Below are 22436 nucleotides of genomic sequence, written 5' to 3' on the forward strand. Positions count from 1 at the left end.
ATATAAAGAGAAAAGTACAGCTATCAAGGATGACACAAAAGGAGAAACTTATGAAACGAAAAGAGAAATTGGGAGCAGTCATTCTCCTAGCAGCAGGACTTGTTACGGTTGGTTGTAGCAAACGAACTCCTCGACATTCTAGTCAGTTGAATAACAGCTCGGAAACAACGACTTTATCATCTTCTAGTAAAAAGGTCACAAAAAAAGACGTAAAAAAAGATTACAAGAAGTTGTACCAGCCTGTATTTGAGGATTATCAAAAGATTTTGACCTCGCCAAAGGATACAGCAAGTATTGCAAGTCTCTATCAAAGTTTACAAGCAACTGAGCGTCCAATCAATAGTTGGGCAGTCGAGAATGCGGTCAATCAAGCAGATGAAATGCGCTATGCCTTTGCGGATTTGAATAATGATGGGATAGAGGAACTGCTGATTGCAGACCTAAATGTGAGTGGCAAATATTTCTTAACCGGTCTCTACTATTTGCAAGCTGGGAAACCTGTCCTTTTGGGAGAAGGGTTCGTGGCAGGTCATGGTGGAGCAAGAAATGCTGCGCTTGTCTATAAAGGAGGAGAAGTTCTAGAGCTTAGCTGGTCTTCAGGAACGGGGCAAGGTTATGGGACTCTTTATCGACTTAATGCCAAGCAAGAGCAAGCGACTATACTCCAAGAAAAAGAGATTCAAATACAAGCAAATGATATTGCTGCTGATTTTGGAAAAAATGCATCGGATCAAATTGACTTAAGAGGCCTCGATTGGCAGGAATTTGAAGTTCCAAGTCGTTCAACTAAATCAGAAACACAACTAAAAGCTCCTTGGAATGCCAACAAATCAGCGAAACTGGAAGCTTTTATAAAGGACTGGGGAGAAAGACTAGGACAACCCAATTACCAAAAGGGGATCGCAGGAGGGGATGTAGGGCCAGACCACCTCTATACACTTAGGGATGATGGACCAAGTGAGAAAATGAATGCCGAGTATACGGATACAGGTCTAGGAAATGCTCAATATCGAATTGTAGAACGCTACAGTAATTGGGATAAATTTCCAGATGTTCATAGTTACTTTTTCGCTATCACCAATACGGGAGAACCTATTGTTTTTCATTCAGATACAACTAATGGAGGACAAATGTATCTTAAACCGACTGAAAATGCTGAACTCCAGGCAGAGTTCAAACGCTTGGTGGAAGAGGAATAATTTTCATTATCCAGAGTTTGGTCTTGGCCAAGCTCTTTTTCTTCAGCATTTGAAATCAAATCAATTGACAGATGTAATGGCGAGTATTACAATTTCATGTATAAGTTAAAGACTAGGAACTTCAGTTGAGATTAATGAAGAAAGTAAAGAGTAATCTGAATGATTGAATACAAAAATGTAGTCCTGCGCTACACGGATACAGACATTTTAAAAGATGTCAATCTCCGCATTGAAAATGGAGAATTCATGGTGCTAGTGGGTCCTTCAGGATCTGGTAAGACCACCATGATCAAGATGGTGAACCGTCTTTTGGAGCCGACAGATGGCAATATCTATATGGATGGGAAACGTATCAAGGACTATGATGAACGGGAGTTACGTCTCAGTACCGGCTATGTCCTTCAAGCCATTGCCTTATTTCCTAACTTGACGGTTGCGGAAAATATAGCTCTCATTCCTGAGATGAAGGGCTGGAGCAAGGAGCAAATTGCTTCTAAAACAGAAGAACTATTGAACAAGGTTGGTCTCCCTGCTGCAGAGTACGCTCATCGGTTACCAAGCGAGTTATCTGGTGGGGAGCAACAGCGGATTGGCATTGTACGAGCCATCATTGGGGAACCAAAAATTCTATTGATGGACGAGCCTTTTTCAGCCTTGGATGCCATCTCTCGCAAGCAGTTGCAAGCTCTCACCAAGGATTTGCACAAGGAGTTCGGGATGACCACCATCTTCGTAACACATGATACGGATGAGGCTTTGAAATTAGGGGATCGGATTGCAGTACTGCAAGAAGGAGAGATTGTACAAGTGGCGGATTCTGAGACAATTCTAGACCAGCCAGCCAACGACTTTGTTGCAGATCTATTTGGAGGTGCGCACCATGTCTAAACTATTTGCAACCTTTCAAGAACGCTTTGGGGACTGGCTTACAGCACTGGGGCAACATTTGCAACTGTCATTACTGACCTTGCTCCTTGCGATTTTTCTAGCTGTTCCATTAGCTATTTATTTAAGTACGCGCATGAGAGCGAGCAACTGGGTCTTGCAGGTAGCTGGGATCTTCCAGACCATTCCTTCCATGGCTCTTCTCGGCCTCTTCATTCCCATTATGGGCATTGGGACGCTCCCAGCTTTGACAGCTCTCGTCATCTATGCCATTTTCCCCATCCTTCAAAATACCATCACTGGTTTACAAGGGATTGATCCAAGCCTTGAAGAAGCAGGGGTCGCCTTTGGGATGACCAAGTGGGAACGACTCAAGAAGTTCGAGATTCCCTTGGCCATGCCTGTTATTATGTCTGGGATTCGGACAGCAGCTGTGATGATTATCGGGACGGCTACTCTAGCTGCCTTGATTGGAGCTGGGGGACTTGGTTCCTTTATCCTTCTAGGGATTGACCGCAATAATGCCAGTCTGATTTTGATCGGTGCCCTATCCTCTGCCTTCTTGGCCATCGCTTTTAACCTTCTTCTCAAATGGATGGAAAAGGCTAAATTGCGGACCATCTTTGCGGCCTTTGCTGTCATGGTCCTTGGATTAGGAGCTTCTTATACGCCAAGTCTTCTTCCAAAAACGAAGAAAGAAAACCTGGTCATTGCTGGGAAGTTAGGACCAGAACCCGAAATTCTAGCTAATATGTATAAGATCTTGATCGAAGAAAATACAGATATGACAGTGACCGTCAAGCCGAATTTTGGAAAGACTACCTTCCTCTATGAAGCCCTGAAAAAAGGGGACATCGCTATCTATCCAGAGTTTACAGGGACCGTGACCGAAAGTCTCCTCAAGCCAGCACCACAAGTCGGTCATGATCCAGAAGCAGTCTACAAAGCTGCCCGAGATGGGATCAAGCGACAAGACGACCTAGCCTTGCTCAAACCCATGGCTTATCAGAATACCTATGCTGTCGCAGTGCCTAAGAAAATTGCCCAAGATTATGGCCTCAAGACCATTTCCGACTTGAAAAAGGTAGAAGGACAACTCAAAGCAGGCTTTACCTTGGAGTTTAACGACCGAGAAGACGGAAACAAGGGCTTGCAGAAGGTCTATGGTCTTAATCTACAAGTCTCCACTATGGAGCCAGCCCTCCGTTACCAGGCTATCCAGTCTGGCGATATCCAGATAACGGATGCCTACTCAACGGATGCCGAGCTTGCTCGTTATGACCTGGTGGTCCTCGAAGATGACAAGCAACTCTTCCCACCTTATCAAGGGGCGCCCCTCATGAAAGAAGCGCTTCTTCAGAAACATCCAGAATTGGAAGCTGTTCTCAATAAGTTGGCTGGTAAAATTACAGAGAAGCAGATGAGCCAGATGAACTACCAAGTTGGAGTAGAAGGCAAGTCTGCTAATCAAGTAGCGCGTGACTTTTTGGAGAAAGAAGGGGTTATCAAAAAATAATGCGATTTTTAAATAGAAAAAAGTCACTTTATTTAAGTTACTTATTAAGGATTTCCCTATGAGTCGGAATTATTTAGTTGTTAAAGGTTAGTAAGAAGAAGTAGAACGGATGATCAACAGACTACTAGAGGTGGGGCATTTTGCCCCACCTCTTTTTGTGATATACTAGAATAGTTTTTGAGACTTGGAGAAACACTCTCATTTCAAAAAAAGTAAAAGGAGAGAACATGGACATCTTTTTGAGGAGCATATCGGGGATTCTCGTCATCCTGGGCATGATTTTAGTGGGCTTTGTCATATGTGAAAAAGGCTGGTTTGATGACAAATCACGTGGCCTGATCGCTAAACTGGTCACTCAGGTTGCTCTTCCCTGCTATATGCTCTACACCATCACGCAGCGCTTCACAGCAGCAGATCTACTTAAAATGTTGCCAGCCTTGCGGTTTCCTGCCCTGTCTATGGTTATTTTGCTTGGACTAGCGACAGGTGTAGCCAGGATCTTTGCGGTGAGACAGGACCGTCGTGGCCTCTTTATTTCCATGTTTTTTAATTCCAATACCATTTTCGTTGGTCTCCCTATTAACCAGGCCCTCTTTGGAGATGCTAGTATTCCCTATGTTTTGATCTATTACATGTGCAATACGACCTTTTTCTGGACCTTGGGAACCTACCTGATCCAGCGAGATGGTGAGGGAGAAGCTCAGTTTGATCTCAAAACCAGTCTGAAAAAAGTCTTTTCTCCGCCTCTGATGGGCTTTCTCTTAGGGATAGTCTTGGTGATCCTTCATATCCAGCTGCCAGCCTTTCTAGCCAGTGATTTGCAGTATCTGGGTAATTTAACGACCCCCTTGTCTATGATATTCATCGGTTTGTCGGTGTCTCATGTAGGCGTGAAGCAGTTGGTTCTGGGAAAAGATCAGCTATTGATTCTACTAGGTCGCTTCCTGGTTGCCCCTCTCTTGATGGCCTCCATCGTCTACTGGGTGCCCCTTCCAAGTTTGATGAAGCAAGTCTTTATCATCCAGTCCGCCATGCCTGTGATGACCAATGCGCCAGTTGTTGCCAGACTCTGCGGAGCTGATAGTGATTATGCAGCAGTCATGGTGACAGAGACGACCCTTGCAACCATGGTGGTGATACCTATTCTCATGCTGTTGATGGCTTGATCAATAGAAAATACAAAAGCTCAAGTTTTTTCTTAAAACTTGAGCTTTTCTTATAACAAGGCTAACAAGATGGTAAGGACCAGAGCGATGCACATCCGAATCAGGTGATGAACTGGGTGGAAGTTTCCTTTGTGTTTCCCATTCCAATAGGCCCCGTAGCAAATCAAACCACAGCCGATCAGCCAAAGGAATAAAGCAACAATCGATAAAAAGAAGTAGAGGATGAGAGAAAAGGTCGCAAGGCAACTACCAATGAACAGAAGCTGATTTCCTAGAGTATTCTTGCCCTTTCTTAATTCTGAAAGGCTGGCCAATAAATGAAGGACAGGAAAGGCAAGGGCTAAGAAGGCTGTAAAAAAGCCGAGAAGAATGGAGAAGAACGTAGGATTTCCTTTCTATGATGAATAATATGAACTCGGTTCTTAGTTAGAAGAGACTTTTAAAATCTCCAAATAAAACTGGACCACTTCTTGTTCCGTGTAGGACTTGCCTTTTTTCAACCACCAGCTGAGGGTTTCAATGAAGTTGGTAACGACCAGGTGTTTGAGATAGGAGCTAGGAATGTTGGGGTGTGATTGAATCAGTTCCTCAGCTACCATTGGGTAGACGTCGTGCTCTAGTTCTTTTCGCAGTTGCCGGATAAAATAATCGTTTTTGGAGAGCAAGAGACTGGTCACATGGTCTTGATTTTTCTTGAAATGCTGAAAGATATGGGCCAGATAGTCTTGTGGGGATAGGTGTTCAGCACGCTCAAAGAGGTGATGAAAGAGCTTTTGACAGAGCTCGTCAAGTAATAATTCCTTGCTCTCGTAATGGCTGTAAAAGGTTGAGCGCCCCACATCAGCAAGGTCAATGATTTCCTGAACGGTGATGGCCTCGTAGTCTTTTTGGTTGAGTAAGTGTAAGAACGCCTGATAGATAGCTTTTCGAGTTTTGGTGATGCGACGATCCTTAGCTGTCATATGGACACTTTGAACAAACTGTTCAGTAACGTACATAGCGAGCAGTTTGCTTCTATCCTTTCTGTTGATAGTAGTGGATAATGATAATGAACATGATGTTCATGAATCTATTATAACAAAGGATATAGGATTATGAAGACAAAATATGCAGTTTGGTTAGCTTTTTTCTTGAATTTGAGTTATGCCATTGTTGAGTTTATTGCAGGAGGGATTTTTGGGTCCAGTGCGGTCCTTGCGGATTCCATCCACGACTTGGGGGATGCGATCGCTATTGGGATCTCAGCCTTTTTGGAGAGTATTTCCAATCGTGAAGAAGACAGCCGCTATACCTTGGGGTATAAGCGCTTTAGCCTCTTGGGGGCCATGGTCACGGCTGTGATTCTCATGACAGGGTCTGTTCTGGTTATCTTGGAAAATATAACAAAAATCTTTCATCCACAGCCGGTCAATGATGAGGGAATCCTCTGGTTAGGAATCATAGCGGTCAGTATCAATGTATTGGCAAGTCTAGTAGTTCGTAAAGGAAAAACAAAAAACGAATCCATCCTTAGCCTGCATTTTCTGGAAGATACTTTGGGTTGGGTGGCCGTCATCCTAATGGCCATTGTTCTGCGATTTACCGACTGGTATATTCTGGATCCGCTCTTATCTCTTGTCATTTCGATCTTTATTCTCTCAAAAGCTATTCCACGTTTTTGGTCTACACTCAAGATTTTCCTCGACGCCGTGCCAGAAGGAGTGGATGTCCAGAAGATTAAGACGGATTTGGCAGAGTTAGACCATGTCGCTAGTATCAATCAGCTCAATCTCTGGACCATGGATGGTTTGGAAAAAAATGCCATTGTCCATGTTTGTTTAAAAGAGATTGAACAGATGGAGCTTTGCAAGGAATCGATTCGAAGCATACTCAAGGATTGTGGTTTCCAAAATATCACCATTGAAGTTGATGTAGACCTAGCAACTCACCAAGCCCATAAGCGCAATATGGAGGAGATAGAAGCAGTCCAAAGCCATGGACATGAACATTATCATTAATGAACTATAGTATAAGTGAGCGAAAGCTTCATAAATAGTGTATACTTGAAATAAGTTAGATACAGAGAGGTAAATGTTTATGAAATCAGCAGTCTATACTAAGGCAGGTCAGATCGGTATTGAAGAAGTCAAGCGTCCAAGCATTCAAGAATCAGATGATGTTATTATCCGTGTAGTTCGTGCTTGCGTTTGTGGTTCAGACCTTTGGAGCTATCGTAATCCAGATATCAAAGCGGGTCACAAAAATAGTGGACACGAAGCGATTGGAATCGTTGAAGAAGCTGGAGAAGCCATTACTACAGTTAAGCCAGGTGATTTTGTGATTGTGCCATTTACTCATGGCTGTGGCGAATGCGATGCTTGTCGTGCTGGATTTGATGGTTCTTGCGATAATCATATTGGGAATAACCTTGGAGGGAATTTCCAAGCTGAATATATCCGCTTCCACTACGCTAATTGGGCCCTTGTTAAAATTCCTGGACAACCGTCTGACTACACAGAAGGGATGCTTAAGTCACTTTTGACACTTGCTGACGTCATGCCGACCGGTTACCATGCAGCGCGTGTGGCTGGTGTAAAACCAGGTGACAAAGTTGTCGTTATTGGAGATGGTGCTGTTGGTCAATGCGCTGTTATCGCGGCTAAGATGCGTGGGGCATCGCAAATCGTTCTCATGAGTCGCCACGAAGACCGTCAAAAGATGGCCTTGGAGTCAGGTGCGACAGCTGTTGTGGCTGAGCGTAGTGAAGAAGGCATTGCCAAGGTCCGTGAAATCCTCGGAGGAGGAGCAGATGCCGCCCTTGAATGTGTGGGTACCGCAGCAGCTGTCGATCAAGCCCTTGGGGTTCTTCACAATGGTGGACGTTTAGGTTTTGTCGGTGTGCCTCATTACAATAACCGTGCTCTAGGTTCGACCTTTGCCCAAAATATCTCAGTGGCAGGTGGGGCAGCCTCTGTCACCACCTATGACAAGCAGTTCTTGCTCAAGGCTGTCCTCGATGGCGACATCAATCCAGGCCGCGTCTTCACTCATAGCTATAGCTTGGATGAGATTGATCAAGCCTATAAAGACATGGATGAACGCAAGACCATTAAATCTATGATTGTCATTGAGTAATGAAAAAGTCTAGTAGAAATGAAACTACTAGACTTTTCTTTTATTGTGAAATAAATTCTTATTTCAAATCCGACATCACTTGTTTCTTGGTGAAGGTACGCTCTTGTTTGTTAGCTAAGGCCTTAATGCGCGCATCTAGAAGAATGGCACGGCCTTCGGCACTTCGGGTATAGACGAGGTCATACTTGCCTAGGCTCTTTCGGATTTGCTCCACAAAGGCTTGGGCATCCTCTTTCCGTTTGTCAAAGAGGCTTGGTACAGCGAAATATTCTGTCTGATCGGATACTTTTTCCTGTGCTTTCAGGATATAGCGCTGATTTTCAATCGGCGCGAAAAACTCGATCATAGTTTGCGAGAAGAGTTCCTTCTCCCGCATGGTTCCGCCCTTCAAATAGATCAGCGTGTTGATGGCATCCTTTCTGTCTCGTACGACTTGGATACGGGTCTCCTGGGTTTGAATATGCCCAGAAAGGAGAAGGGCTTGGTGAATGGCCTGGCCAAACACTTCTAGCCGTTTATAAGGACTCTTATAGAGATAGTAGCGCAGCCAGGCAAGGATAGCGAGAACAGCTAAAACGAATAGAAGAATTAGAGACGCTTTATTCCCTCCTCCTCTATGTGAGTAGTAAATCAGGTTGACGAAAGCATCGGTCAAAGCAGCGGCCGTCAGCCAGCGAGCTAGCTTTCTGGCATCAAAAAATAGGGCCAGAGGCAGGAAGTGTTTATCCACTTGGACCTCATTTGCAATCTCCATATTCTCCAGAATCGGAAGAGCTTTTTGCCAGCCATCCCGAAGTTCTTGACGATGAGTGGAGCGCTCTAAGGACTCTTCGTTGAGTTTCTGTAACTGTTTTTTAGTATAGCGGATATTGTCAAAGGATAGACGTTCGATTCCGGATTCGATAAAGGGTTCCTTGTAGTGGAGGCCTAAAAATTGTTTCATCCGTCTCTCTAAAAGCTCTAGATCAGGACTGTATTCTTTCAGTTGATCAGTGATGGCTTCGATCTCTTCCTTTTCAAGATCGGACTTTTCATACCATTTCTTTAGGGAAAGATTGATGGAGACCAGGTGCCAGATGTTACTGGTCTTGTCTGGATCCTCAGGCCACACTCGGATGGCACGGCCTCGCATTTGATTACTGAGCATAAAACTGCCGACAAAGCTCGCTAGGATCAGGGAATTAACGCAAGGAGCATCCCAGCCTTCTCCTAGAAGTGACTTGGTTCCAATGACGACTTGGATAAGCCCTTCTTGAAAGAGCTGGGTCACGGCTGTCACCAAATCATGTTGAGAACCAACCAAGCGAACCTTGAGAAAGTCATCAGGAGATAATTGGCCGACACTTTGGTAAGTCAATCGATTCTCTCCTAGAAGGTCTTCTAATCTTGGCTTAGCGACCGTCGGGATGATGACGATGCTGCCGGTCAAGACAGCGATGGCAGGAGGACTAGTTAGCTCTAAGCTTTCCCTGCGAATGGATTCGAAATAAGAGAGCACTCCCAATTGAGTGAATTGGGCCTCCTGGTCTCCTAGATGAACTTCAAAGTCTTGGCGAATGTAGTCTGTTAGGACCAGTTGGCGCAGTTGACTTCCAAGAGCCTGGTATTCCGCCTTGAAAATCTCTCGAACCGCATTGAGTTTTCCGAGGGATTGGTTGAGCAGGAGGTCTTGTTTTTTGTTGCGGACCAGTTTGACTTGTTTTCGATCGATCAAGCTGGCCGCTTTTAATTCATGGAGGACTTGCTTCTCGTATTCCTCAGGTAGATTGTACCAGTGAGGCACCTGAAAGAGCAGACCTTGCAGGAGAATTTCAAGCCAGTCCAGAGTGAAAGCAGGTAGTTTCTTGGCTCCTAAAAGGTCCTGGAAACGTTTGGGAAAGTCAATCCCCTTGCTTCGAAGAAAGATCAGGGTGGCTGAGAGATATTTGGGCTCATTGAGCAATTCATCATCGCTAATCTGACCCGATAAGGCTTGGCAGGTTTGGAGGTATTGGCAAAAGAGGGGATCGGAAGTCAGTTGCTGTAAGAGAGCATTCTTTTGTTGGCTAAAGGCGTTCAACTGCTCTTGCTCTTCCTTGGTTGGAAAGGCAAAGTAGACATAGTCTTGGTGAGGACAAAGGGTGTCTTCCTTGACCAATTCGGGAACCGTAATTTCCTCGTCAATCTCACCACACATGCGGATATAGCGTTCCCAAAGGGCAGGATCCCCTTCATAGGGAGGGGTAGCGGTGAGGGAGATCATCTTTAAGTCAGCGAAGGCTTGACGAAAGGATTCCAAACTCTTCCACCATTCATTGCGCAGGTGATGGCACTCATCTAAACAAAGGGTTCCGAGTGAGATGGCTTTGAAAGTAGTAAGGATATCAAAGCCTTTGAAATCAAACGTTTCAATCTCTGCCTGGTCATCGGTATCCTCAGCTTGTGATTGACCGACGACTTGGTTCATGGCGCTGTGTAGGGCCTGATAGGTAGCCACTGTAATCAGCTTAGGATGTTTGAGGTCCTGAGAGATCAGTTGCTCCGCTTGGCTTTCGTCTTTTAAAAATGCCTGGACAATCCGGTCCACCCATTGTTGACGAATGGTGACTGTAGGAGCTAAAATCAGGGTTGGCTGACCAAAGCGTCTGATAAATTCGATTCCCAGGGTTGTTTTTCCAGAGCCAGGAGCTGCTACCAAATGCAGGTGGCCATCCGCCATAAAAGCGTCACTCTTATCGAGAACGCGTTTTTGATAGTGTCTCCATTGGCCTGTAAATGCTAGTTCTTGTAACATTGGTTTCCTCCCTTGTACTGTCCCCATTATATCATAGTTGAAGGTATTCAGTTAAGAAGGGGAGTTGCCATGGAAGGGAAATCGTACTTTTTGCAATCTCTTCTTGACACCGGCTAGATGGACTTATATAATGTTACAAACAAGTTTGGAGGTAGCTGATGATCCATAAACATGAAATTCCTATTTTAGAGTTTGATGACAACCCACAGGCAGTTATTATGCCGACTCATGAGGGGTTAGACCTGCATTTGCCTGATAAATGCGTTTATGCTTTCTTAGAGGATGAGATTGACCGCTTTGCCAAAGCTGCTGGAGCCAAACAAGTAGCTAGCTTTGTCTCAGCAACCAAGACCTATCCGGTTTATGTCATGGAGCACCAAGGAGAGGAAATCTGCTTAGCCCAAGCGCCAGTTGGATCTGCACCAGCAGCTCAATTCATGGATTGGTTAATTGGCTATGGGGTGAAGAAGATGATTTCGGCAGGTAGCTGTGGCGTCTTGGTGGACATGGAAGAAAATGCCTTTTTAATCCCGACCAAGGCCTTGCGAGATGAGGGAGCTAGTTACCATTATGTGGCGCCTTCTCGCTATATAGAAGTGGATCGTCGAGCACTGACTGCCATTGAAACTGTCTTAAAAGGAAAAGAAATTCCTTATCAAGAGGTCCTGACTTGGTCGACGGACGGCTTTTATAGAGAAACGCCTGACAAGGTGGCCTATCGCATTGAAGAAGGGTGTAGTGTTGTGGAGATGGAGTGCGCCTCATTGGCAGCAGTAGCCCAGCTTCGTGATGCGGTTTGGGGCTTGCTCCTATTTACCGCAGATTCCCTTGCAGACCTGGAAAATTATGACCAGCGTGACTGGGGATCCGAAGCATTCGATAAAGCCTTAGAATTGTGCCTAGAAATGGTTCTTCACTTGTAAGTCTATTCTCTTTTTATGGTACAATGAAGCTATGTTAGTCAAATTATTTTTAAAACAATGGCAGTCCAAGATGAAAAGTCTATCTCCAGCAAGGAGGCTCTTTTTCAGCTTTTTCTTGGTTATCTTAATTGGCTCCCTCTTATTGAGTCTGCCTTTTGTCCAGCAAGCAAGCTCAAAAGCAGGTTATCTCGACCACCTTTTTACAGCAGTCTCTATGGTCTGTGTGACGGGCCTCTTTACCCAGTCAGTAGCCTCGACCTACAATGCCTGGGGGCAGTTGATCTGTATGCTCTTGATTCAGATCGGTGGCCTGGGGATCTTGACCTTTATCGGTCTCTTCTTTATGGAAAGTCGTCAAAAGCTCAGCTACAAGGACCGACAGACCATTCGGGACAGCTTTAGCTTTAGCAATAACCAGAGCTTGGCCCGTTTTGTCCGTTCTATTTTCATTACCACCTTTACCATCGAAGGACTGGGGGCCTTGCTCCTCATGATTCGCTTCATTCCTCGCTTTGGCTGGGACCATGGAATCTTTAACTCCATCTTTGTCGCAGTTTCAGCTTTTTGTAATGCAGGCTTTGATAATTTTGGGGGCGATAGTATGATGAGTTTCCAGACCGATTGGCTGGTGAACCTGACCTTGTCTACCCTTATTATTACTGGGGGCTTGGGCTTTATGGTTTGGTTTGACCTCGCTACCAAGGCCCGCAATCAATCAGGACGGCGGACTCTTCGCTTCCATACTAAGGTGGTTCTCTGGTTAACAGCTGCGATCCTTCTCTTTGGGACAGTAACCAGTCTCTTGACCGAGTTTGATAATCCGGCAACCATTGGGGCCCTCCCCTTGGGAGAGAAAATTTTAGTCAGCTTTTTCCAAACCGTCAGCATGCGGACAGCTGGTTTTGCTTCCTTAGATTATACAGCAGTCCGACCAGTGACGCTCTTCGTCTATCTCTTGCAGATGTTTTTAGGTGGAGCACCAGGCGGGACAGCAGGGGGGATGAAGATCACCACCTTCCTGGTCCTCTTGCTCCTGGCTCGGAAGGAACTATTGGGGCTACCACATACCAATTTAGGAAAACGTACGATTTCACCAGACATTGTTCAACGTTCCTTTGGGACGGCGGTGATTTTCCAGTTGACCTTCTTAGTGGGGCTATTAGGAATCTGTTTGGTGACGCCGGATGGCCAACGCTTTATTTATTTGGTCTTTGAGGTGGTATCCGCTCTAGCGACAGTGGGAGTGACCGCCAATGTAACCTCAACCTTAAATGGAGCGGGACTAGGCATTATCATGGTCCTCATGTTTATCGGACGGATTGGTCCTTTGACCCTCATGGTTAGCTTGAACAATTACCAGGCCAAGAAAGCAGATACCTTGCAGTATGCCAAGGCAGACATCATTATTGGATAGGAGAAACTTATGGAGAATCGAACCATTGGAATTTTAGGATTAGGAATTTTTGGACAGAGTGTCCTGAAAACTCTGCAGGATCAGGATGTGGATATTATTGCAATTGACGATCACGCAGATGTGATCAACCAATATGAATCCATGATTACGACTGGAATTGTTGGAGACATTACAGAAATGGACCTCTTGGACGCGGCAGATATTGGGAACTGTGACACAGTCGTTATCGCGACAGGAGAAAACTTGGAATCCAGTGTGCTGGCGGTCATGCACTGTAAGGCCCTTGGTGTTGAGCGAGTCATTGTCAAGGTCAAGAATGAAGTGACCAAGGAAGTCCTTGAGAAGATTGGGGCTGATTTGGTCATCCTACCAGAGGTAGAAGCGGGGATGTCTCTAGCTAAGATGATCCTTTTCCAACACGGGATTGAAGTCTTCCAGTTGGATGAAGCAGTGGTGGTGGTTGAGTTTACAGTTCCAGCTAGCTGGGTAGGAAAAAGTATCCGAGACTTGGAAATCAGAGACCAATATCAACTCAATATTATTGGCTATCGAGATGCGGAAGACCAGCCTTTGCGAAGTCAGATTGGTCCCGACTTTATCTGGCCAGAAGGGGTGCGCGTGATGGCGGTGACAGACAACCAGTATCTGGATAGAATCCAAGACCTCTTAGAGGAAACAAACTGAGAGAGAGTGGGACAGAAATCGGTAATTCGTTAGAATTCGATTTCGTCGTCCCACCTCCGCACAGTTGAGTAGGGCTCTAAAAGCTGATGAAATCAGCGTAGTAGAGCCCACTCAACCACTGCGTCTTGATTGACAATCCAAAGACAATTGAGAGGCCGGACTTTTGTCCCAGCCTCTTTACTAATAGCATTTTATTACTAACTAAAAATTAAAGTTTCTTTAAGCATATCCTACTATAGTAGAACTATCAAAAACACTTCCATCATGGGAATAGAAGGATGAATGATGAACATTCTTAAATTTATACGACCTGAAAAGCCATTAAAAGAGCTCAAATGGTATGATATCGCTATTGTGACTGCGATCATGTTTGGGCAGTTTATTGTCTGGTCTACAGAACTCTTCCTTGCCAGTCTTCAACCAGTTGCGCAAACCGTTAGCACAGCCACGGAGACAGCTACCAATACAGCAACGGATGGGGCAGCCTACTCCAGTAACTTTACTTTACAGATTATCTTATTAGCCCTTGCCTTAGCTTACTTGCTGCTCAGGAATTTCGATTTTAAACAGCTTCCGGTTCGCTTTAAATGGTCCGTCCTCTTTTGGGTACCTTTGATCTTTGCCATTGTTGGTCTGTTTGGGGATATCGTGACAACGGTGAGTGGAGAGTACGATTACTTCAATATCAATCTCCTCCCTTATATCGATCCCATGCAGATTATTCACAAGTTCTTAGCGCTTAGTCCCATGGCGATTACTTATTCCTTGCTCAATGGTTTCTACGAAGAGTTCTTCTTCTTGGGAGTCATGACATCTGTTAATGACAAGTACAAGTGGTGGGCACTGGCTTATTCGATCTTAATTCGGATTTCCTTCCATACCTACCAAGGTTTGCTTTGGGCAGTGGTCATTGGAGTTATCTATGGACTCTTCTACTATGTTCTCTACAAGAAGGTGATCAAAAACCTTTTGCCATTCTTCCTCATGCATGCTTTGGCCGATATGTTTGGCTCTAGCATACTCTATCTTTTAATCAATTGGGGAAGTTAAAAAAATAGTTGAAAAACTGGACGTTTTGTCCGGTTTTTTTATCTGCTTTGAATCTCTTGAATGATGGGAAAATCCCTGTAGAAAAGGCGCAAAGATGGTATAATAGAACTATCATTTTACAGGAATCAAAACATTATGAAATTAGTCTATACAGATATTCGAACCCCTTTAACCCAGGTCTTGGTGGATGAGGCCAATCGCTTGGTTGAAGAAGGGAAGCGGGTCTTTTATATCGCGCCCAACTCTCTATCTTTTGAGAAGGAGCGCAAAGTCTTGCAACTCATAGACGAGGAGGCTTCTTTTGCCATCACCATTACGCGCTTTGCTCAGATGGCACGCTATTTTACACTTAATGAAAACCACCAGCAACAAGCGCTAGATGATATCGGTCTTGGCATGCTCTTTTTTAAGGTGCTTTCTCAGATGCCGGATGAAGAGCTCAAGGTTTATGCACGTCTTAAGAAGGATCCCCAGTTTATCCAACAATTGATCCAGCTCTTTCATGAGTTGCAGACAGCCCAGATGACAGCATCCGACTTGGATGCCTTGCCAGATCAGGAGAAGAGAGAAGACTTGATCCATATCTTGAAGGCTGTTCAAGACCAGTTAGTTGCAGGTTCTTTTGAGTCTGAGTCTAAGTTGGCTAGTTTTGCCTCTCATCTTATCAAGGGAGATTTGGATGAGGAGTTGAAAGACTTGGCCCTAGTAATTGACGGTTTTACGCGTTTCTCAGCCGAGGAGGACTACCTGGTTCATTTACTGCACGACAAGGGCGTCGAGATCATTATTGGGGCATACGCCAGTGAGAAAGCCTATCGCTCGACCTTTCGTGAAGGAAACCTCTACCAGGCAAGTGTCGACTTCCTGCTAGACTTGGCTAGGACCTACCAGGTCACGCCAAGCTATGTCGGTCAAGGAAAAGAGGATGCCTTTAGTCGTATGACGCGGATCTTGGAAGCTCGTTATGACTTTACAGAGGTAGAGGGTGAGCTGTCTGATCAAGATCGAGAAGCAGTAGAGATTTGGACCTGTAACCATCAAAAGGAAGAATTAGAGGCTGTAGCCCGCTCCATTCGCCAGCGTCTGTATGAGGGAGCTCGTTACAAAGATATTCGAGTCCTCTTGGGGGATGTGGATGCTTATCAGCTCCAGCTCAAAACCATCTTTGACCAGTACCAGATTCCTTTCTATCTCGGAAAGAGTGAGTCCATGTCCCAGCATCCCCTGGTCCAATGGGTGGAATCCTTGGACCGTCTTCGTCGCTATCGGTTTTTGACCGAGGATATGGTCAATCTCTTGAAGACGGGGCTCTATGGGGCGCTAACGCGAGAGGACATCGACCATTTTGAACAATATGTTCGCTTTGCAGAAATCAAGGGTTTAGCTGCCTTTTCTCGTGACTTTACGGCCAACCACCAGGACAAATTTGACCTAGAGCGTCTCAACCAGATTCGCCAGCAAGTCATCGGTCCCCTTCAGGATTTTTACAAGACCAAGAGCCAGACCAGTCAGGGCCTATTGAAGAAGTTTACCCAGTTTTGTCAAGATGCCCAGTTGGCGCAAAACATGCAACAGTTAGCCAGTCGTGGCTCTGAACAGGAAATGGAACGCTATGACCAGGTCTGGAAGTCCTTTAGCCATGTGCTAGAACAATTTGCGCAGGTCTTTGATCAAATCAAGGTGACCTTAGATGATTTTCTTAGCCTTCTCTTGTCAGGGATCTTGTTGGCAAGCTATCGGACAGTCCCAGCGACAGTGGATGTAGTGACGGTTCAGTCCTATGATTTGATTGAGCCCTTATCAGCTCCTTATGTCTATGCCATTGGCTTGACCCAGGAGCGTTTCCCTAAGATTGCCAAGGACCAATCCTTGCTGACGGATGAAGAACGCCAGGTCTTGAACCAAGCTTCAGAGGAACAGGCTAATCTCCAAATTGCCAGTCAAGACAACTTACGGAAGAATCGCTTCGTCGCCCTATCTCTCTTCAATGCGGCCACCAAACAGCTGGTCTTGTCAAGCCCTATTCTTGTCAATGAGGTGGACGACAAGATGTCCCCTTACTTGCTCGAGCTGACCAAGGCCCCCCTCAATTTATCTGTCATTCCGAAGAAAGCAACGGCTTCTAGTGAAGATATGGGTTCTTACCAGGCCCTCTTAGCTCGATTGATTGAATTGCACCAGGGAGAAATTGACCAGGAGTTGAGCAAGGAAGAAGCGACCTTCTGGGCAGTAGCCATTCGTGTTCTTCGGAAAAAATTAGCGTCAGAAGGCTTGCACATTCCGCAAATCAGCCAAAGCTTGACAACCAAGGTCCTAGAAGATGAGACGCTGGAAGCTCTTTATCCTAAAGGTCAGGCTCTGTCTTTATCTGCCTCAGCCCTCAACACATACTACCAAAACCAATACAGCTATTATCTCCACTATGTCTTAGGTTTGCAGGAGGAGTGGCACTTGCGACCAGATGCGAGAAGCCATGGAAACTTCTTGCACCGAATTTTTGAACGGGTGCTGAAAGATCCTTCAGAAGAGGATTTTGATGAGCGCTTGAACAAGGCCATCCGCGAAACCAGCCAGGAGACAGAGTTTGCCCTCCTTTATCAGGAGAATGCCATGGCTGCCTTTTCAAAAGAATTGCTCTTGGATACAGCTCGAGCGACCGGTCGTGTCCTCGCTCACAATGATTGCATTGAAACCATTGGAGAAGAAGCTCTCTTCGGTCAGGCAGATCGTCCCTTCCTAACCCTAGAGGATGGCCGTCCGCTCTTGGTTAAGGGCAAGGTCGATCGGATTGACCGACTATCTGACACAGGAGCTTTGGGAGTGGTGGACTACAAGTCCAGTGAGACCAAGTTTAACTTTGAGAAGTTCTATAATGGCCTTAACTCCCAGTTGCCAACCTATCTGTCCGCTATCAAAGACTTTCAGGCCTTTGATCCTGACAAGGGGATCTTCGGAGCCATGTACTTGCAGATGACGGATCCTTTGGTGGCTCTCAAGGATACCAAGGCGGTCGATGATGCTGTCCAAGCCGTTCTAAAAACCCAGCAATACAAGGGTCTGTTCTTGGCAGATCAGGCCAGCCAACTTGGAGAGAACTATGAGAAAAACAAATCCATGCTCCTGAGTCAAGAGGAGCTAGACCTGCTCTTGCTCTACAATGCCCATCTCTATCAAGAGGCAGCCGAGGGGATCTTGTCTGGTAACTTTGCTATCAACCCTTATACTGAAAATGGACGAAGCATTGCTCCCTATGTAGAACAGTACAAATCGATTACTGGATTTGAAGCCAATCGCCACCTGGGACAAGCTCGTTTCTTGGAGAAATTGGATCCAAGTCAGTACGAGAAACGCCCAGTTGGTGACAAGCTCCGCCAGGCCTGGATAGAAAAAATGAAGGAGGAATTGAATCAATGAAAGAAATTGAATTTTTAAGTCCCAGCCAGATTCAAGACCTCCAAATCCAGGAGGCCCAGTCTGACAAGGAACCAAAGCGGACCCCTGAGCAGATAGAAGCCATCTATTCATCAGGGACCAATATCCTGGTCTCGGCTTCGGCTGGATCTGGAAAGACCTTCGTCATGGTCCAACGAATCCTGGATCAATTGCATCGGGGGATTTCCATCCAGCAATTGTTCGTCTCGACCTTTACCGTCAAAGCAGCGACTGAGCTCAAGGAACGGTTAGAAAAAGAGTTGGAGAAGAGCCTCAAGGCTAGCCAGGATGAGGAGCTCAAGCACCACTTGGCCCAACAAATTGCAGAATTGCCAACTAGTGATATTGGAACCATGGATGCCTTCACGCAGCGCCTGGTCTCTAAATATGGCTATTTATTAGGCCTCTCGCCGACCTTCCGCATCCTTCAAAGCGCGAGCGAGCAGTACTTGCTCAAGAATGACTGTTTTGAACAAGTTTTTGAGCGCTTTTATGAGGAGCAAGGGACCGACCTCCTCTTTAGTCGTCTGGTCAAGAACTTTACAGGAAAGGGCAAGTCGCTAGCTGGTTTTAAGGACCAGGTTTATGCCCTGGTAGACTTCCTCCAATCAACTGCGGATCCCCAAGCCTGGCTTGAGGAGTCCTTCCTCAAAGGCTATCAGGACCTGGACTATGATGAAGCCTTGGATCAGCTGGCCCAAGAGGTAAAAGAGCAACTCTTTGAACTGGAATCTTTCTTTACCTTCCACCTGGCCAATGAAGGTCAAGCCTTTGCAGGGGCCAAGTACCAAGAGAATGTCACCGCTATTCAAGACTTAATCGCTAGTCTCAATGAGAAATCCAGCCAGGAAGCTATCTTTGAGGTCTTAGAGCGGGTGGTCTTGATCTCCCGTGCTAGCGGAGGACGAAGTCTGGCCATCACGACACGAAAAGAAGACCTGAAAGAGTTAGCTACGGCCTTCAATGACGAACGCAAAGAACGCATCGAAGCCTTGCGGGCAGCAGCTTCCCAGCACTACCAACTAACCTATCAGATTCGCTTCAAGGATGAACCCTTGCCTTTGCTGGTCTTGCTCAGGGACTTTGTCCAAGCTTTCTCTACTGCTTATTTAGAGCGCAAGAAGCAGGAAAATGCCTTTGAATTTGGCGACATCAGCCATTTTGCTATCCAGATCCTTGAAGAATTCCCCCATATCCGTAGTCTCTATCAAGAGCGCTACCACGAGGTCATGGTCGATGAGTACCAGGATACCAACCATACCCAAGAGCGGATGTTGGAACTCTTGTCCAATGGCCACAACCGCTTCATGGTGGGAGATATCAAACAGTCTATCTACCGTTTCCGTCAGGCAGATCCTCAGATTTTTAATGACAAGTTTAAGGCCTATCAAGAAGAAGGGGCTGATGGTAAGTTGATCCTGCTCAAGGAGAATTTTCGAAGCCACGTAGAAGTCTTGGAAGCGACCAACCATGTCTTTGAACGCCTCATGGACGAGGAAGTTGGGGAGATTCTTTATGACCAGAGCCACCGCTTGATTGCGGGCAATCCCGAGAAGAAAGAGCCGACGCCCGCCTATGAAACTGAGTTCCTGCTCTACGATGGCAGTCAGGATGTGGCTGAAGCAACTGAAGTAGCTGAAGAAGATGAACAAGAAGGGGATGGCCTATCCTCAGGTGAAGTCCTTTTGGTCATCAAGGAGATCATCCGCCTCCACAATGAAGAAGGGGTACCTTTCAAGGATATTACGCTTTTAACGGCGTCTCGGACTCGCAACGACAAGGTGCTTTCAGCCTTTGAAGCCTATCAGATTCCTATCGTTGCAGATGGAGGAGAGGAAAACTACCTCCAATCGGTTGAAGTCATGGTCCTTTTGGACACCCTCCGGACCATTAACAATCCCTTGCAGGACTATCCCTTGGTGGCCCTCCTGAAATCAGCCATGTTTGAGTTTGATGAGGACCAGTTGGCTCGTTTAGCCTTACAGGGAGTTGAAGGCAAGAAGGCAGAGAATCTCTATGAGAAACTGCAACACGCCCTAGACCAGACAGGGAGTGCTCCTCATTTGATCGATTCCAGCTTGAGAGAGAAGCTCACCCGCTTTATGGAGACACTAGATGCCTGGCGTGACTATGCTCAGACGCATTCTCTCTATGACCTGCTCTGGAAGATTTACCAGGATCGCCACTATTATGATTATGTGGGTGCCCTGCCAAATGGAGCCCAACGGCAGGCCAATCTCTATGCCTTGACCCTTCGGGCAAATGACTTTGAAAGCTCTAGTTTCAAAGGTTTGCCACGCTTCATCTCCATGATTGATAAGATTCTGGAAAACCAACACGACTTGGCCAATGTCGCCCAGGCAGTTCCTAAGGATGCTGTCCAGCTCATGACCATCCATAAGAGCAAGGGACTTGAGTTTCCTTATGTCTTTATCCTCAATACTGACAAAAAGTTTGTCGGCAAGGAACTTTCCACGAATGCTGTCATCAGTCGGAAAAATGGGGTCGGGATCAAGTATGTTGCGAATCTCCCCGTCGAGTCTGATCAAGAGGGACTTCCCGAGTCGGTACGCTTGGTCATTGAGACTCTGCCTTACCAGCGGAATGTCGAGGAAATTCGTCTAGCAGCCTTGTCGGAGCAGATGCGCCTCCTCTATGTCGCTATGACCCGGGCAGAGCGCAAGCTATACTTGGTCGGTAAGGGGCGGCAAGATAAGTTGGAAGAGAGAAAATGGGGAGCCAGTGTCAATGGACGCTTGAGCCCAGCTCTTCGCAAGGAGATCAATTGTTTCCAAGACTGGCTCTACGCTATTCAGGCCGTCTTTGCCCAGCAACATTTGGCCTATCAGACTCGCTTTGTGACTGACCAAGACTTGACGCCGGAGCAAATCGGTCACTTGGAGATGAAGACGTCCCTCCCAGTCGATGACCTCAAGGACAACCGCCAATCAGATGAGATCCGCCGAGCCTTAGATGTCTTAGAATCAGTGGACCGGCTCAACACCCAGTACCAAGCAGCCATCCAACTTCCGAGTGTGCGTACTCCGAGCCAAATTAAGAAATTCTATGAACCTATCCAAGATATCGACGGAGTGGACCTCATGGAAAAAGGGGATCTTGCCTTACCAAGCTTTGAGTTTCCAACCTTTGGAAAGGAAGAAGCTGTGACAGGGGCGGCAGTCGGTAGTGCCCTGCACGAACTGATGCAACGGATCCCATTGACGACGGTTCCAACCATGGAGAGCCTAGCAATGGTCCTCCAAGAGGTCAATGCCAGTCCGGCTGTCAAGAAGCGGATCGACCTCAAGAAGGTCTTGGCCTTCTTCCAGACCGACTTGGGCCAACTCTTGCTGAAAGAGTCCGACAAGGTCCATCGTGAAGCGCCCTTTGCCATGCTCAAGACGGATCCAGCTAGTGGCCAGGACTTTGTGGTCCGGGGTATCTTAGACGGCTACCTACTGTTGGAAGATCGGATCCTTCTCTTTGACTACAAGACAGACCGTTACCGGAACCCTCAAGAATTGCTGGATCGCTACCAAGCCCAACTGGAACTCTACGCAGAAGCCCTCCGCCGCTCATATGCTGTGGACCAGGTTGAATCGTATTTGATCTTACTGGGTGGCGAGCAGTTGCAAGTCGTTTCTCTAGCAGATAGAAAGGACAACTCATGACCCCAATTGAACGAATCCAAGAGATGGAAGGCCATCTCAACGCCTACCAAGGCTTAATCGAGGAGCTTGAAGCATGTTTGCAACGAGTGGAAGCTGGCCAGTCTCGCTATATCGCCCTTCGCGATTACTACACTAGCCAGGTCTACATGGACGATGTCGAATTGTCCAATCAGCCAGACTTCCCTGAAGAGGTCTACTGTGGAGTCTTATCGGAAGATGCCGTCTACGATTTGTTGGACGAGCACTACCAAAAGGCGGTAGAGATGCTAGACCTTGCGACCAAGATGTTGAAAGAACGATAAGAGCACAAAAAAACTCCGGTTTTCCGGAGTTTTTAGATTAAAGATAAATTCTTCTGAAAAACTTTCCTTAGGTGAGTACGGACGTCAGCGAACTTCTACGAAGTTCCATGACTTAGTTTTGGACCTAAGGTTCCAAAACTCCCGTGTGCTAGAAACAATCGTGTTTCTAGCACTTTTCTCACAGCGGAAAGTTTTTGACTTGCTTAAAATCTTAAATAATAAATAACTTTTTTGAAAAAATTATCTAGCTAGTAATGTAAAAATAGTTTGTCTACATTCACAAAAAAAAACTCCGGTTTCCCGGAGT

16 protein-coding genes are annotated in these 22436 nt (G+C 46.1%); 13 read left to right on the plus strand and 3 right to left on the minus strand.

Features of this window, described 5'->3' with window-relative positions; translation table 11 throughout:
* The first annotated feature begins 50 nt into the window (after window positions 1–50).
* The 4 genes from EL081_RS04155 (at window position 51) to EL081_RS04170 (ending at window position 4766) form a co-directional block, all read left to right on the plus strand.
* Window positions 51–1199: a DUF4767 domain-containing protein gene (locus EL081_RS04155; RefSeq protein WP_126404081.1), complete on the plus strand. Its 1149-nt coding sequence runs from the start codon at window positions 51–53 to the stop codon at window positions 1197–1199.
* 159 nt (window positions 1200–1358) lie between these two features.
* Window positions 1359–2087: an ATP-binding cassette domain-containing protein gene (locus EL081_RS04160; protein ID WP_126404082.1), complete on the plus strand. Its 729-nt coding sequence runs from the start codon at window positions 1359–1361 to the stop codon at window positions 2085–2087.
* A complete protein-coding gene (locus EL081_RS04165) occupies window positions 2080–3600 on the plus strand; it encodes an ABC transporter permease/substrate-binding protein (protein WP_126404083.1) in 1521 nt (506 codons plus the stop codon). The genes EL081_RS04160 and EL081_RS04165 overlap by 8 nt, the downstream gene beginning before the upstream one ends.
* A 227-nt stretch (window positions 3601–3827) precedes the next feature.
* The gene (locus tag EL081_RS04170) at window positions 3828–4766 is read left to right on the plus strand and encodes an AEC family transporter (protein WP_126404084.1); all 939 of its coding nucleotides are present in this window, start codon (window positions 3828–3830) and stop codon (window positions 4764–4766) included.
* A 50-nt stretch (window positions 4767–4816) separates the two neighbouring features.
* On the opposite strand, the gene EL081_RS10240 is transcribed toward EL081_RS04170, so the two are convergent.
* Both EL081_RS10240 and EL081_RS04180 read right to left on the minus strand, forming a co-directional pair.
* Window positions 4817–5137, minus strand: a complete 321-nt coding sequence (locus EL081_RS10240) for a glucuronide permease (protein ID WP_126405034.1) — start codon at window positions 5135–5137, stop codon at window positions 4817–4819.
* Between the two features lie 51 nt (window positions 5138–5188).
* Window positions 5189–5728 carry a TetR/AcrR family transcriptional regulator gene (locus EL081_RS04180; protein ID WP_232011431.1) on the minus strand — a complete coding sequence of 180 codons (540 nt, stop codon included), beginning with the start codon at window positions 5726–5728 and terminating at the stop codon, window positions 5189–5191.
* 132 nt (window positions 5729–5860) lie between these two features.
* Between EL081_RS04180 and EL081_RS04185 the strand changes: the two genes are divergently transcribed.
* Window positions 5861–6763, plus strand: a complete 903-nt coding sequence (locus tag EL081_RS04185) for a cation diffusion facilitator family transporter (RefSeq protein WP_126404086.1) — start codon at window positions 5861–5863, stop codon at window positions 6761–6763.
* Between the two features lie 79 nt (window positions 6764–6842).
* Entirely contained in the window at window positions 6843–7880 is a 1038-nt protein-coding gene (locus EL081_RS04190; RefSeq protein WP_126405035.1) for a zinc-binding dehydrogenase, read from the plus strand.
* A 58-nt stretch (window positions 7881–7938) separates the two neighbouring features.
* On the opposite strand, the gene EL081_RS04195 is transcribed toward EL081_RS04190, so the two are convergent.
* Window positions 7939–10653: a DEAD/DEAH box helicase family protein gene (locus EL081_RS04195; RefSeq protein ID WP_126404087.1), complete on the minus strand. Its 2715-nt coding sequence runs from the start codon at window positions 10651–10653 to the stop codon at window positions 7939–7941.
* A gap of 158 nt (window positions 10654–10811) precedes the next feature.
* Here EL081_RS04195 and EL081_RS04200 point away from each other — a divergent pair, with 158 nt between their 5' ends.
* The 7 genes from EL081_RS04200 (at window position 10812) to EL081_RS04235 (ending at window position 22129) form a co-directional block, all read left to right on the plus strand.
* Window positions 10812–11576, plus strand: a complete 765-nt coding sequence (locus tag EL081_RS04200; protein ID WP_126404088.1) for a nucleoside phosphorylase — start codon at window positions 10812–10814, stop codon at window positions 11574–11576.
* A gap of 31 nt (window positions 11577–11607) precedes the next feature.
* A complete protein-coding gene (locus EL081_RS04205) occupies window positions 11608–12990 on the plus strand; it encodes a TrkH family potassium uptake protein (protein WP_126404089.1) in 1383 nt (460 codons plus the stop codon).
* A 9-nt stretch (window positions 12991–12999) separates the two neighbouring features.
* Window positions 13000–13674 (plus strand): potassium channel family protein, encoded by a 675-nt coding sequence (locus EL081_RS04210; RefSeq protein WP_126404090.1) that lies wholly within the window; start codon window positions 13000–13002, stop codon window positions 13672–13674.
* 285 nt (window positions 13675–13959) lie between these two features.
* Window positions 13960–14724 carry a CPBP family intramembrane glutamic endopeptidase gene (locus EL081_RS04220; protein ID WP_126405036.1) on the plus strand — a complete coding sequence of 255 codons (765 nt, stop codon included), beginning with the start codon at window positions 13960–13962 and terminating at the stop codon, window positions 14722–14724.
* 135 nt (window positions 14725–14859) lie between these two features.
* Window positions 14860–18138, plus strand: coding sequence for an ATP-dependent nuclease subunit B (gene rexB, locus EL081_RS04225; protein WP_126404091.1), 3279 nt, complete (start codon window positions 14860–14862; stop codon window positions 18136–18138).
* Complete coding sequence (addA, locus tag EL081_RS04230; protein ID WP_126404092.1) at window positions 18135–21827, plus strand: helicase-exonuclease AddAB subunit AddA; 3693 nt, start codon at window positions 18135–18137, stop codon at window positions 21825–21827. The genes rexB and addA overlap by 4 nt, the downstream gene beginning before the upstream one ends.
* Complete coding sequence (locus tag EL081_RS04235) at window positions 21824–22129, plus strand: DUF4298 domain-containing protein (RefSeq protein ID WP_126404093.1); 306 nt, start codon at window positions 21824–21826, stop codon at window positions 22127–22129. Before addA ends, EL081_RS04235 begins: the two co-directional genes overlap by 4 nt.
* Window positions 22130–22436 lie beyond the last annotated feature (307 nt).

The organism is Streptococcus viridans, from assembly GCF_900636365.1.
Lineage (GTDB): Bacteria > Bacillota > Bacilli > Lactobacillales > Streptococcaceae > Streptococcus > Streptococcus viridans_A.